This is a genomic window from Mariprofundus sp. NF (assembly GCF_013387455.1).
Classification (GTDB): Bacteria; Pseudomonadota; Zetaproteobacteria; order Mariprofundales; family Mariprofundaceae; genus Mariprofundus.
In genome coordinates this window covers 162,234-175,782 of sequence record NZ_VWNC01000004.1, presented here as the reverse complement: position 1 = coordinate 175,782, position 13,549 = coordinate 162,234, and the positions used below count along the sequence as shown (strand labels likewise).

General features: G+C 51.8%; 10 protein-coding genes and 1 pseudogene. 4 read left to right on the top strand and 7 right to left on the bottom strand.

The window, feature by feature from the left end:
- Positions 1-2: 2 nt before the first annotated feature.
- Positions 3-902 carry a hydrogen peroxide-inducible genes activator gene (locus F3F96_RS07745; RefSeq protein WP_176962668.1) on the bottom strand — a complete coding sequence of 300 codons (900 nt, stop codon included), beginning with the start codon at positions 900-902 and terminating at the stop codon, positions 3-5.
- Between the two features lie 123 nt (positions 903-1,025).
- Here F3F96_RS07745 and F3F96_RS07740 point away from each other — a divergent pair, with 123 nt between their 5' ends.
- The 4 genes from F3F96_RS07740 to F3F96_RS07725 all read left to right on the top strand — a co-directional run bounded on the left by F3F96_RS07740 (position 1,026) and on the right by F3F96_RS07725 (position 5,482).
- Positions 1,026-1,229, top strand: coding sequence for a DUF2061 domain-containing protein (locus tag F3F96_RS07740; protein WP_176962667.1), 204 nt, complete (start codon positions 1,026-1,028; stop codon positions 1,227-1,229).
- A 108-nt stretch (positions 1,230-1,337) separates the two neighbouring features.
- A complete protein-coding gene (katG, locus tag F3F96_RS07735) occupies positions 1,338-3,500 on the top strand; it encodes a catalase/peroxidase HPI (protein WP_255461267.1) in 2,163 nt (720 codons plus the stop codon).
- A 405-nt stretch (positions 3,501-3,905) separates the two neighbouring features.
- Entirely contained in the window at positions 3,906-5,027 is a 1,122-nt protein-coding gene (locus F3F96_RS07730; protein ID WP_176962665.1) for a Fic family protein, read from the top strand.
- A gap of 167 nt (positions 5,028-5,194) precedes the next feature.
- Positions 5,195-5,482, top strand: coding sequence for a hypothetical protein (locus F3F96_RS07725; protein ID WP_176962664.1), 288 nt, complete (start codon positions 5,195-5,197; stop codon positions 5,480-5,482).
- Between the two features lie 8 nt (positions 5,483-5,490).
- On the opposite strand, the gene F3F96_RS07720 is transcribed toward F3F96_RS07725, so the two are convergent.
- The 6 genes and pseudogenes from F3F96_RS07720 to F3F96_RS07695 form a co-directional block, all read right to left on the bottom strand.
- Positions 5,491-6,402 carry an adenylate/guanylate cyclase domain-containing protein gene (locus F3F96_RS07720; RefSeq protein ID WP_176962663.1) on the bottom strand — a complete coding sequence of 304 codons (912 nt, stop codon included), beginning with the start codon at positions 6,400-6,402 and terminating at the stop codon, positions 5,491-5,493.
- Positions 6,399-9,465: pseudogene (locus F3F96_RS12710) on the bottom strand (efflux RND transporter permease subunit). Before F3F96_RS12710 ends, F3F96_RS07720 begins: the two are co-directional and overlap by 4 nt.
- Position 9,466: 1 nt before the next feature.
- A complete protein-coding gene (locus tag F3F96_RS07710) occupies positions 9,467-10,594 on the bottom strand; it encodes an efflux RND transporter periplasmic adaptor subunit (protein ID WP_206675296.1) in 1,128 nt (375 codons plus the stop codon).
- A complete protein-coding gene (locus F3F96_RS07705; RefSeq protein WP_176962758.1) occupies positions 10,591-12,075 on the bottom strand; it encodes an efflux transporter outer membrane subunit in 1,485 nt (494 codons plus the stop codon). The genes F3F96_RS07710 and F3F96_RS07705 overlap by 4 nt, the downstream gene beginning before the upstream one ends.
- Before the next feature lie 11 nt (positions 12,076-12,086).
- On the bottom strand, positions 12,087-12,833 hold the full coding sequence (locus F3F96_RS07700; protein WP_176962662.1) for a TetR/AcrR family transcriptional regulator: 747 nt from the start codon (positions 12,831-12,833) through the stop codon (positions 12,087-12,089).
- Between the two features lie 113 nt (positions 12,834-12,946).
- Positions 12,947-13,489 carry a cyclic nucleotide-binding domain-containing protein gene (locus F3F96_RS07695; protein ID WP_176962661.1) on the bottom strand — a complete coding sequence of 181 codons (543 nt, stop codon included), beginning with the start codon at positions 13,487-13,489 and terminating at the stop codon, positions 12,947-12,949.
- Positions 13,490-13,549 lie beyond the last annotated feature (60 nt).

Below are 13,549 nucleotides of genomic sequence, written 5' to 3'. Positions count from 1 at the left end.
ATTTATTGTTGATGCAGCTGCTGAATCAACGCACCTATTTTGCTGAACTCATCGCCGCGACTGCTCCCCTTTCGCCACGCCAAGCCGATTTCACGGCAGTTCTGTTCAGACAACGGATGCAACTCCAGTTCAGAGCTGCCACCTGTTAATGAATCTCTGGCCATCGCAGGTACGAATGTAATGCCGAGATCAGCGACAACCATCTGTAGCAGTGTCTGCAGGCTTGTTGCAGCAAAGCGGTTGATCTGATCGGCATTGCGCAGGTGACACGCCGCCAATGCGTGATCGCGCAGGCAGTGTCCATCTTCGAGAAGCAGGACGCTCTCATCTGGCAGTGCAGCAAGCTCCAGCCTAGTAGACTTACCATCAATCCATCTGCTGTTTCGACTACAGGCAAGAAGAAACGGGTCTTCAAACAGCGGCATCACCGTTACGCCGCGCATCTGAAACGGCAGGGCAACCAGAATCAGATCAAGCTTGCCATCCAGCAACTGCTCGTGAATCACGGCTGTTTTATCCTCACGCAGAAAGAGCTGTAGTTTGGGAAATTGCCTCACCACTTCAGGAATCAATGGCGGCAGCAGAAACGGGGCAATGGTAGGGATAACACCAAGCGTCAGTTTCCCGCTTAACGGCTCCTGCTCACTGGATGCGATACTCACCAGCAGATCCAGATCACGAATGCAGTGGCGCGCCTGTGTAATAACAGCTCGCCCCGCCTCAGTGATCACAACACTCTTATTGGTACGATCCACCAACTGCACATTGAGTGCTGTTTCAAGCTCTTTGATGGCGATGCTGAAGGCTGACTGTGAGATAAAGCAGGCGGCGGATGCTTTGCCGAAATGCAGGTGCTCATCCAGTGCAATCAGATACTTCAACTGTTTGATTGTCGGGGTCACTGCGCACCTCCTGAACCACCATCGATCTAAATAATAAATCGTTACAATAGATATATCCAATTTTATTAATAATTGTATCGCGCCTATACTTCACACAAGTAGTTCATGCACCAGGAGGTTGCCATGAAAAAGACATTTTCATTTGGAGTACTCCACATGGCCGTCGCATTCACTGTGGCTTATCTGATGACCGGAAGCCTGCTGGTCGGTGGTGCCATTGCGCTGGTGGAACCGGCCATTAATACCATCGCCTACTTCTTTCACGAGAAGTTCTGGGAATCAAAAAATGCGTCTGAAACAGCCGCAACGTTGCAACCTTCGGCTTGATTTTTTTGCGTCCGCTGCAACGCCAAACAAGTTACAGCGATTTAGACTACAATAGATTGATATATACAAATTGAGATCACCGATAGAAGTATGAAAGGAGACAAACTGATGTCTGATACCCAATGCCCGTTCAACCATACCGCAGCACAATCCACATCCAACAGCGACTGGTGGCCTAACCAGCTCAACCTCGATGTGCTGCGTCAGCACGACTCAAAATCAGACCCGATGGGTGACGGCTTTAATTATGCCAATGCATTCAACAGTCTTGATCTTGAGGCGGTAAAACGTGATCTGCAGGCCGTGATGACCGACTCCAAAAGCTGGTGGCCAGCCGATTTCGGCCACTACGGTCCACTCTTTGTTCGTATGGCCTGGCACAGTGCAGGCACCTACCGCACTGCCGATGGTCGTGGCGGTGCAGGCTCCGGTAGCCAGCGCTTTGCACCGCTCAATAGCTGGCCGGACAACGTCAATCTCGATAAGGCGCGCCGACTGATCTGGCCGATCAAACAGAAGTATGGCAGCAACATATCATGGGCCGATCTGATGATCCTGGCCGGCAATGTAGCACTGGAGTCGATGGGCTTTAAAACCTTTGGTTTTGCCGGTGGCCGCGAAGATATCTGGCAGCCTGAAAAGGATGTCTATTGGGGCAGTGAGAAGGAGTGGCTGGCCAACCAGCGCCATAGCGGAGAACACGAAGAGCTGGAAAATCCACTGGCCGCAGTTCAGATGGGGCTGATCTATGTCAATCCTGAAGGCCCGGGCGGCAATCCCGACCCGCTGGCTGCTGCCAGAGATATTCGCGACACCTTTGCCCGCATGGCGATGGATGATGAAGAGACCGTGGCACTGATTGCTGGCGGTCACACCTTCGGTAAAGCCCACGGTGCTGCTGATGCCGCAGCGGTAGGCGCAGATCCTGAAGCTGCAACGATTCAAGAGCAGGGTTTTGGCTGGAAGAGCAGTCATGGCTCAGGCATGGGGGCAGACACCATCTCCAGTGGTTTGGAGGTAACATGGACCACCACACCAACCCAATGGAGCAACAACTTCTTCTTTAATCTGTTCAACTATGAGTGGGAGCTGACCAAGAGCCCGGCCGGTGCACATCAGTGGACCCCGAAAGGCGGTGCCGGCGCAGGTTTGGTGCCCGATGCGCATGATGCATCCAAACAGCATGCACCCGCCATGCTCACCACTGATCTGGCTCTGCGCTTTGATCCGGCATATGAAAAAATCTCACGTCGTTTTTATGAGCAGCCCGATCAATTTGCCGATGCCTTTGCCCGCGCATGGTTCAAACTGACCCATCGCGATATGGGACCACGCTCCCGCTATCTGGGTTCGGAAGTGCCTGCCGAAGTCTTGATCTGGCAGGATCCTCTACCTGCCGTGGATCATCAGCTGATCAATGATAACGATATCACCATACTCAAGAGCATGATCCTTGATTCCGGCCTCTCGGTTGGTGAGTTGGTTGCAACAGCCTGGGCATCGGCCTCCACCTTCCGTGGTTCGGATATGCGCGGCGGCGCCAATGGCGCCCGTATCCGCCTGGCACCGCAGAAAGATTGGCCGGTGAATCAGCCGGAGCAACTTGCCAAAGTGCTGGAGCGTCTGGAGAGCATCCGCAGTGATTTTAACAAGCCACTATCAATGGCTGATCTTATTGTGCTGGCAGGATGTGCAGCAGTTGAAGAGGCCGCCAAACGCGCCGGTAAGCCTGTCACTGTACCGTTCACGCCGGGACGCACCGATGCCTCACAAGAGCAGACAGATGTTGAATCATTCGCTGTTCTGGAGCCGGTCGCCGATGGCTTCCGCAACTATGAGAAGGGCAGATACTCCCTCTCTGCAGAAGAGCTGCTGGTCGACAAGGCACAGCTACTCACCCTTACCCCGGTAGAGATGACTGTGCTGATTGGTGGCATGCGCGTACTCAACAGCAACTTCGCTGGCACGCAACACGGTGTCTTCACCGACCGGCCGGAGGTGCTGAGCAACGACTTCTTCGTCAATCTGCTCGACATGGCAACCAGCTGGAAAGCGAGCTCTGCTGATGAGAGCCTGTTTGAAGGCAGCGACCGTGATAGCGGCGAAGTGAGATGGAGTGCAACACGTGTCGATCTGATCTTCGGCTCAAACTCCGAGTTGCGCGCTCTGGCGGAAGTCTACGCAGCAGCTGATGCGCAGGATCGCTTTGTGCATGACTTTGTGAAAGCCTGGAACAAGGTGATGAATCTCGATCGCTTCGATCTCGCCTGATCCAGACAAATAGGAGCCTGCAAAACATGGGTGGCGTTTCAGAGAAACTGAAGCGCCGCCCTTATTGTTCGCCTCTTCCTCACTAGCATCGATTTCCTACTCTAAACCAGTATCCAGCGGCTGAAACTAGTCACTTTTGGACATTCATAGTGTCTAGAAGATTAGAAGAGATTAAGTATCAAGTTTACCCCAAAATGATATTCAAAAGTTTTTGTTGTGCACAGATTACTAACAACTTGGTTTGAGTATCAAGTTTACCCCAAAATGATATTCAAAAGTTTTTGTTGTGCACAGATTACTAACAACTCGATTTGAGTATCATATATGCATATTTATTGACCTCTACATGGTTTGATGTGAATATGTGCTCACTTCATTTGCCACAACCCATGTAGGAGCTGCCTGATGAGTTTTAATCTGGATAATGCTGTTCAATACCACTACACCAAATTTCCTCCGAAAAAATTGGAATATACAGACTTTATAACTCCATTAATAAAAGCGACGGATGCAGTTGCCCGATACGATCAGATGCTGAAAAACATGCATAATAGTGAAATATTGCTGGCCCCTCTTCGCAATCAAGAAGCCGTCATCTCTTCGAGAATGGAAGGTACGGTTAGCACCATGGATGAGATTCTTAAATATGAGGCAGACCATGAAGAGGGGGGCGAGAGCACTGCAAATGTTAGGTCTGAAGTTATTGAAACAATTTTATATCAAAGGGCCCTGCGGAATGCTCAGAAAGCAATGGAAGAGGGATACCCCTTGTCACAGTCCTTAATTAAAACCATTCATCAACAGCTTCTCTCATTTGGGCGTGGCGCGATGAAATCTCCGGGTAAATTTAAGGATGAGCAAAACTATTTGGCTGATAAGTCGAAGAAGAATGTCTTGTTCGTACCTATTAGCCCTGAAAGGCTCCAGGAAGGATTGGACGTCCTTTTTAGGTATGTAGAAGAGAGCCCAGACCCAATACTAATCAAAACGGCATTGACCCATATTGAGTTTGAAGCATTGCATCCATTTAAAGATGGAAATGGTCGTATTGGCCGTATGTTGATCACCCTTATGTTATGGTCATCGGGCACACTCTCTGCTCCTCATTTTTATATCAGTAGCTATTTAGAAGATAACAAAGATGCATATATAGATACTATGAGAAAAGTATCAGAGGATAATGATTGGGAATCTTGGTGTGCTTTCTTTCTAGAGGCTACTGAACAGCAAGCAATTAGAAATTTAGTTGTCGCAGAAAATATCAAAGGGCTATATGAAGAGATGAAAACTGTATTTTCAGATACTCTTGCTTCTAAGTATAGCATGAATGCACTTGACTTTATCTTCACCAATCCACTTTTCCGGAACAATAAATTCACGAAGAATAGTGGTATTCCAACACCAACCGCCGCTAGATTTACTAGAGTTCTATTAGAGCATGGATTAATCACGCCTGTGGAAGAAGCATCAGGACGTCGCCCTGCTTTGTACGCATTTGAACCATTAATGCAGCTCATTCGAGTTTAAAATACCTATGGGCATTAGCCTCGAACGTCCGTTTTGGCCGACTTCAGCCATCCCCCCCCCTCAATCTCCTTGGGCTCTGGCTGAATCACCAATGTGATCGCCAACACTGATACGAAATAGACTCCTCCTTAGCAATCGGGTTGAACCGATTGATTGGAGGTCTAGGCATGAAAAAATTAGTGATTGTTTCCCTGATGATTTTTGGATTGATGAATGCACCGCAGATCGCGGCTGCCGAAGAGGATATGTGGGCGAAGACGAAAGTGACCGCAGACTCGGCATGGCAGAGCACCAAATCCTTTGCCTCTGATGTGGTCGACTGGACTGTAGAGAAATCGCGCTCAGCTTGGCACGTGACCAGCGAAGCAGCTGAAGATGCTGCCCAGTGGAGTGGCGAGAAGGCTAAACAGGGCTGGCAGGCTACGCGTGAGATAGCCGCCAACACCAAAAGTTAAAAGATCAACTAGATCAGCTCAATCTCATAGAGCGCGTAGCTACCGGTTTTGCCTTTCAGCTGCGCCTCATGGCAGCCGATCTGCTCTATCTCACCAGCCACCTGTTGGTAGGCCGCTTCCGAGATCAGCAGTTGGGAACCGAACTGTTTGTTCGCCTGTTCAATCCGGGCCGCCAGATTCACGGTATCACCAATGGCTGCCACCTTACTCATCGGGCCGGTACTGAAATGGCCGATAATGGCCGATCCATAGTGGATGCCCGCCCTTAATCCGAATGAGCGGCCATACATACTCTCAAGATAGGTGTTAAAAACGCTCAGCTCTTTGCGCATCGCCTGCACCGTGCGGATCGCATCAAGCACCAAGCCATCCTCTTTCTTGCAGGCACCAAAGAGGATCAACATACCATCGCCGGCCACATCACTGATCACACCACCATATTTGGTCACGATGTCATTCATCGTCATGTAATAACGATTCAGCACATGCACCACATCATAGGCAGGCAGTGATTCGGCAAATGCGGTGTAGTTGGCCAGATCGGTAAACAGCACCGCAATATCCTTCTCCCGACCCAGTGAGTTCTCATCATGGCTGGCCAATTGATCGCTGATGATCTGTCTGTCCAGATCATCGACAACCAAGCGACGGATTTTGATATCACCCGTGATCCTGGTCTGACAGGCAAGACGGATATCATCAGGAAAGTTGAGCGACTGCTTCATCTTCTCTTCCGCACCATTTCTCGGCTGGCAATGCTGTAGCCCTTCAACCACATGCACCCGGCAGGTGGAGCAGCGGGCATTGCCACCGCAAGCGTGAGTATGGTTGATGCCTGCCTTTAGCGATGAGGCTAAAATCGTATCCCGATCTGCCACCTCAATACGCTTTTGATCACTCTCCGAATAGATATGGCTCATGCCAGCTTCTCCGCAAGATTTAACTCCTCTTCACTGCTCACCACCTCAGCCGTTCGGTCTTTAGCCAGCAGCACGTAGACAGCAGGCACCACAAACAGGGTAAACAGCGTGCCGATGGAGAGGCCGGTAAAGATCACCAGTCCCATCGAGTAGCGACCCGCTGCACCGGCACCACTGGCCAGCACCAGTGGCAACACACCCAGCACCATCGCAGCAGTGGTCATCAGGATCGGACGCAGACGTACAGATGAAGCCTCAATAATCGCATCAAGTTTTGATCGACCCTGCAGCTGCAGCTCATTGGCAAACTGCACCATCAGAATGCCGTGTTTACTGATCAAACCCATCAACGTCACCAGCCCCACCTGCGTATAGATATTGATTGAAGCAAGGCCGACATTGATAAACAGCAGTGCGCCGAGCAGTGCCAGCGGCACAGAGACCAGAATCACCAGCGGATCACGGAAACTGTTGAACTGGATCGCCAGTGCCAGAAAGACAATCACGATGGCAAACAGCATGGTAAAGACAAAACCGCCGGACTCCTGCATATACTGGCGCGATGGGCCTGCATAATCGGGGTTATAACCGGCCGGTGCAGCTTCATTAAGCGCCTGCTGCATAAACGAGAGCACCTGCTGCTGGGATACACCCGGCGCATAGACACCGGAGATGGTGGCTGAATTGAGCTGCTGGAAACGGTTGATCGACTCCGGCACTACCTCATGCGTGATCGAGGCAAATGTAGATGCAGCGATCATCTCACCGGATGGAATGCGAATCTGATAATCGAGCACCTGCTCGGGATTGAGCCTGAACTCCTGTGCCACCTGCGGCATCACCCGGTATGAGCGGCCACCGATGGCGAAGTAGTTCACATAACCACCACCAAGGGCAGCACCGAGTGCGGCACCGATATCCTGCTGAGTCAGCCCCAGATCGGTGGCCATATCACGATCCACCACCAGCGTGCTCTGTGGTTTATCGATCTTCAGATCGGAATCGATAAAGAAGAACATGCCACTGGCCTGCGCCTTGGCCAGCACCTTACCGACAATCTCATTGAGGTTCTCAAAGGATTCGGTCGTTTTGATCACAAACTGCAGTGGCAGGCCACCTGAACCGGGTAGTGCGGGAAACTGGAAGGCGGCCACTCGCGCACCGGCAATCGTGCTCCAGAACCTGCTGTAGTTCAGCTGCGCTACGATTCCGCTCATCCCACGGTTTAAACAGTACACCGCCCATGCCCTGATTGGTGGTTGGAATGCCGGTGAGCTGGAACATCTGATCATATTCAGGCAGATCACGTGCCAGTTTATAAGCCTGATCGGCATAAACAGCCATCTGCTGTGCGGTGGCATTGGGTGCACCCACCAGATGCGCCATGACAATGCCCTGATCCTCTTCCGGTGCCAATTCAGCCTTGGAGGTGGCAAAGAGGTAAACGACACCGACCAGCAGCAGCCCGCCCATCACCACCATCACCGGCCAGGTCTCCAGTGTGCCGGTCAGGCGACGCTGATAACTGCCATGCAGGCGAGAGAACTGACGATTAATAAACTCAACCAGTCCGGACTCTTGCTGTTTGGGTTTGAACAGTTTGGAGGTCATCATTGGCGAGAGTGTCAGTGCCACGATACCGGAGATGGTCACAGCACCGGCAAGGGTGAAGGCGAACTCGGTAAACAGTGCGCCGGTCAGACCACCCTGAAAACCGATCGGCACATAGGCTGCAATCAAAACAACCGTCATGGCGATAATCGGTCCACCAAGCTCGCGCGCCGCCATAATCGCCGCTTCAAACGGACTTTTACCCTCATCATGCATGTGTCGATCCACGTTCTCGACAATAATAATGGCATCATCCACCACCAGTCCGATAGCCAGTACCAGTGAGAGCAGGGTAAGCAGATTGATGGTGTAACCCAGCATCTGCATCATGAAAAATGCACCAATCAGAGAGAGTGGAATGGCCACCAGCGGCACCACCACTGCCCGCCAGTTGCCCAGAAAGATGAACACCACCAGCGCCACAATCAGCAGTGCCTCAAACAGGGTTTTGACCACCTCATCAATCGAGCTTTGGATAAATTTGGTGCCGTCATAAACAATCTTGCCGCTCAGGCCGTTGGGCATCTGCCCCTGAATCGCCGGGAATGCATCACGTACACGCTGGACCACCTCCAGCACATTGGCATCCGGTGCCACCTTGATACCGACAAATACCGATTTGTCGCCATCAAAGGCTGTCGCCAGATTATAGTCTTCGGCTCCCAGCACGACATTGGCGATATCCTCCAGCCGTACAATCGCACCATCCTTCTCACGTATCGCCAGTCGCTTGAACTCCTCCACCGAGTGCAGGCTGGTCGCAGCATTGAGATCGACACTGACCATCTGCCCCTTACTGCTGCCAAGGGCTGCCAGATAGTTATTGGCTGCCAGTGCCCCGTAGACCTCAGTCGCTGAGATGCCGTAGGCCGCCATACGCGCCGGATCCAGCCATGCACGCAGGGCAAACTGGCGTGCGCCGATAATCTCAGCACGCTGTACACCCTCAATACCATCAAGCTGTGGTTTAACCACCCGCAACAGATAGTCGGTGACATTGTTATTGGGCAACACATCACTGAAGAAACCCATGTACATCGAATCAATGGTTTCACCCACCTGCACGGTGAGTACCGGCTGCTGCGCTTCAGCAGGCAGCTGATTAAGCACCGCATTCACCTTGGCATTGATATCAGTCAGCGCCCGATTGGAGTCATGGTTCAGGCGCAGGGTGGCACTGATGGTTGAGGCACCACTGACACTGACTGATGAGAGATAATCGATCCCTTCAGCCTGGGCAATGGCGGTCTCCAGCGGCTGGGTAATAAAACCTGAAATGGTCTCTGCATCAGCACCGTAATAGACCGTACTCACGGTCACCACAGCATTCTGCGTCTCCGGATACTGGCGGATCGACATGTTCATGATCGCCTGCATGCCCAGCACCAGCAGCAGCAGACTGATAGTGGTCGCCAGCACAGGCTTGCGGATAAAGATATCGGTGTAGCGCACCCTACTTCTCCTGCGGTTTTGGCGCCGACTCATTGGCTGGCAGCACCTCATTATTGATAATCAGCGGCGTACCGTTCTTCAGCTTCAACTGACCGGAGGTGACAACAGTCTCACCTTCCTTCAACCCCTCAATAATGGCCACCTGATCACCACGTTTGTCACCGGTTTTAACAAACAGCTGCTGTGCCACCAGTTGCGTTTCACCCTCTTCAGCGCCCTGCTCCTCTCTGGCCACAAACAGGGTGGAGCCGTAGGCGTTAAAGCTGATTGCGGTCTGCGGCAGGGTCAGCAGATTTTGCGGTGCTCCGATATCAATAGTCACATTGACAAACATGCCGGGCAGCAGCGCGCCACTACTGTTATCAATCAACCCCTCGACCTGCACATTACGCGTACTGTTATCAACAACACTGTTGATGGTGCTAATCGTTCCGCTGATCGCCTGCGCACCGTTGCCTGTATCAACACTTATGGTCTGCCCCTTCTGCAACTGCGTTACATATTTTTGTGGCATACTGAAATCGATATACAGTGCCCGCCCGTTCTGCAACGTAACAATGCGCTCTGCAGGGTTCAGATACTGGCCCGGATTGATCTGAGTGATTCCGAGTCGCCCGGCAAAGGGGGCACGAATCCGTTTTTTATCGATGATCGCCTGCTGCTGCTGCTCTGCTGCGCGCCTGCTACTTAACTCTGCTTTGGATGCATCCAGTTTTGAATTGCTGATGGCATGTACCTTGAACTGCTGCTCATCACGTTTGAGATTGATCTCAGCCAGTTTGCGGTTGGCCTTCAGCGCCAGCAGCTGTGCAGCCTCTTCATCACTGTTCATCTCGAGCAGAAGATCACCCTTTTTCACCTCATCACCCGATCTGAAATGCACCTTTTTGACCAGACCAGCAATCTCGGCACTGATCTCTACCCCCTGAATAGCCCGCAGTGTTCCCACCGACGCCAACTGTGGCTGCCACGCTTCAGCTTTCACCTGTGTAGCGGTCACCGTGGCTGGTGGCTGGGCATTGGAGGCCAGAAACTGTTTCATCATACTGGCCACAAACATCTGATAGCCGATAATCGCTGCAAATACGAAACCGACGATAGCTACCATCCAAATCATGCGTTTTTTCATAACTGTTTCTCCGAATTGTTCCTGTCTGTTTGGGTGGGCTGATCACCCTGCGGGTCCCACCAGCCACCTCCGAGTGCATACATCAGCGCGGCAGTGTCGGCATAAAGGGTTGCGCGTGCCTGAATCAGGCTGATGCGTGACTGTTGATACTGCTGCTGAGCATTAAGCAGGGTGAGCGAACTTACCGCCCCGTGTTTATGTTGCAGTGTCACCAGATCCAGTGACTCTGATGCCATCTGCTCCGACTGCTTCTGCAGCTCCAGCTGTCTGCCATCCATCTCAAGGGCCAACAGCGCATCGGCCACATCCTGAAATGCGCTGAGCACACTGGCGCGGTATTCGGCTGCAGCCTGCTCATATTTTGCCACTGCAGCCCGTTTCCTGGCATGAAGTTCTCCGCCTCTGAATAGTGGCTGCAGAACACCCGCACCCAACCCCCAGATTGCGGTGCCGGCACTGAACAGATCACCAAACTTCACCGCTTCTGTGCCATAACTGCCTGAGAGGCCGATATTGGGATAGAGGTTGGCCGTAGCTACACCCACCTGTGCGCTGGCCTGATGCAGTGCCGCCTCTGCAGCGCGCACATCCGGACGCTGACGCGTCAATTTGGAGGGCAGTGTCAGCGGAATCTCTTTTGGCATGGTCAATGCGCCAAGCGTGAATTGGGGAAGAGTCGCCTCTCCGGGTAGTCGCCCGGTCAGTGTTGCCAGTTGATGTCGGGTCTGCGCCAGCGCCTTCTGCAGGGCAGGTAGTTGCGTACGTGTCTGAGCCAGAGCAGTGCGCTGACTTAACAGATCTGCCTTGGCCATCACCCCTATCTCAAACTGCAGTTCGGCTACTTTCAGCTGCTCTGCCTCTGCGTTGATAATCTCCTGCAGGGCTATTATCTGCTGACGTAGGGATGCCTCACTGATTGCAGTTGTGACAATATTGGAGGCCAGTGTGATGCGTGCCGCCTGCAACTGGAAAGACTCGAACTCCACCTGCGCCAATCCATACTCCAGATAGCGTTGGCCGCCACCAAACAGGTCGATACTGTAACTGAGATTAACCGATGCATTGTGCACCGTAAACAGGCTGCCGTTGCCGGCATTGCCAAAAGCTGCACCTGATATCTTCTGACGTGAGCTGTTCAGGCTGGCATCTACGGCCGGAAACAGAATCGAGGAGTGATCGGCACTGAATGTCTCCTCTGCTGCTTTCAGTCTGGCTTTGGCTGCGGCAAGGGTCGGGCTCTGCTGCAGACCGAGCGCTACCAGCTGCTCCAGCGCTTCTGATTCAAACAGCTGCCACCAGAGTGCCGGAATTGAAGCAGCCTCTTTCAGCTTTGTTTGAGATGATGCGCCATCGGATCTCTCTTCAGGATACTCATTGGAATATTTAGTCGCCGATGGTGATGCAGGCGATGAAAAATCAGGCCCTACCGCACAACCGCTGATGAACAATGATAGAACGGCTGCTGTTATGGCTTTCGGCATTATTTTCACGACTACTGCTCCCTGCTGCTTGAGAACCAGGTGGTCTGATCCATGCACGCCTGTGCGATACCCTTGCACTGCGCAAAGACCGCTTCCGGATTCTCCTCCTGCCAGCCATAACCCTTAAGGAAATTGCTGTAGTTGGTGGCGAAATATCTGTCACTCTCATCACCGCTATCCGGGCAGAGTGTGCTGGCATAACCGGATTGGGCGGTACTGGAGAGCCCCACGCATAAGCCCCACATGCCGTGGGTAAGGTAATTGGCCAGCTGCTCGGTCTGCTCTTTATCCAGCTGATCATAACCATCCAGACTCGTCTCAATCGCCTCAAGCACGAGACCGAGAAAGAGCTGCGCCAGCTCGACATGCAGCTGGTTCAACTCATTCGCCCGCTGTTTTGTCGCCCTGCGCCAGACCGAAGGCATCAGTGAGAGGTTGTCGATCTCGATAAGATCGGGGTGGCGCATGGAGATCTGCCAGCTGCACTGGGCGGTGGTGATAATCTTCTCAATGGCAGAGATCGGCTGACTGCCGATGGCGTTAAACAGCACCTTGTGCTCGACAATCAGTGCATAGGCACAGGCCACCAGCAGATCCTCTTTACTCTCAAAGTGAGAGTAGATCGTACCCATCGAATAACTGGTCTCTTTGGCAATATCGGCCATACGCAGATCAAGAAAACCACGCTGTGATAGCAGCCTGATCGTTTTCTCAATAATCTCTTTTTCGCGCAGTTCACGCTTCTCTCGCCGTTGCATATTCACCTCACCATAAAAACGAATAATATTCGAACATTAATCGAACACGGCTCTAAACATCAAGCGTTATCTTTCAGAGTGTTATATGTATGGAGATAATTTGGCGCATATTCTTAGGAAGAAGCGATAATCAAAACTATGACGATAAGAGCCGCCACGATCCCAACTTTGGCAAACGTCGGCACTGCCTTATTGTTCAGTTTGCGTAATTCTGGAGCCAGAGTGACTCGCTGCTCATGAATGACACTAGTTTGGCGCTCCACAATGGAACTGAAAAACAGGTAGGCAAGCTGCTCCTCCCCTTCATCGATTACACTGACCAACTGTTCGCGGGGAAGCTTATAAACCACACAATCCTGAGTCGCTACAACATCAGCTGTGGCTGGATTGTTATTGAGAAAGGTTAATTCCCCAAACAGCTCCCCTGCCTCAACCTCAGCCACCTTAAGTGGTTTCTCGCCATCCTTGAGAACTTCTATGTTTGCACTGCCTGAGCGCATCATGTGAAGCACGCCACCCTCCTGACCTGTAGAGATAATTGTCTCTCCGGAGGCGTAGGTTTTTTCACTGATTATTGTTGCAAGAAGAGTGCTCTCCTTTTCATTTAAATTCCTGCCCAATATTTGATTTCCCAACCATGCTATATCAACTGACATATTGCCCCTCCACTTAATAAGTCTGTCTCCTCTCAGAGCATTAAGTATATCATTATAGCC

Excerpts from the sequence above, each read along its gene's own strand:
- F3F96_RS07740 (WP_176962667.1), top strand. The coding sequence starts at position 1,026 with ATGAAAAAGACATTTTCATTTGGAGTACTCCACATGGCCGTCGCATTC.
- katG (WP_255461267.1), top strand. The coding sequence starts at position 1,338 with ATGTCTGATACCCAATGCCCGTTCAACCATACCGCAGCACAATCCACA.
- F3F96_RS07730 (WP_176962665.1), top strand. The coding sequence starts at position 3,906 with ATGAGTTTTAATCTGGATAATGCTGTTCAATACCACTACACCAAATTT.
- F3F96_RS07725 (WP_176962664.1), top strand. The coding sequence starts at position 5,195 with ATGAAAAAATTAGTGATTGTTTCCCTGATGATTTTTGGATTGATGAAT.
- F3F96_RS07720 (WP_176962663.1), bottom strand. The coding sequence starts at position 6,402 with ATGAGCCATATCTATTCGGAGAGTGATCAAAAGCGTATTGAGGTGGCA.
- F3F96_RS07710 (WP_206675296.1), bottom strand. The coding sequence starts at position 10,594 with ATGAAAAAACGCATGATTTGGATGGTAGCTATCGTCGGTTTCGTATTT.
- F3F96_RS07705 (WP_176962758.1), bottom strand. The coding sequence starts at position 12,075 with ATGCCGAAAGCCATAACAGCAGCCGTTCTATCATTGTTCATCAGCGGT.
- F3F96_RS07700 (WP_176962662.1), bottom strand. The coding sequence starts at position 12,833 with ATGCAACGGCGAGAGAAGCGTGAACTGCGCGAAAAAGAGATTATTGAG.
- F3F96_RS07695 (WP_176962661.1), bottom strand. The coding sequence starts at position 13,489 with ATGTCAGTTGATATAGCATGGTTGGGAAATCAAATATTGGGCAGGAAT.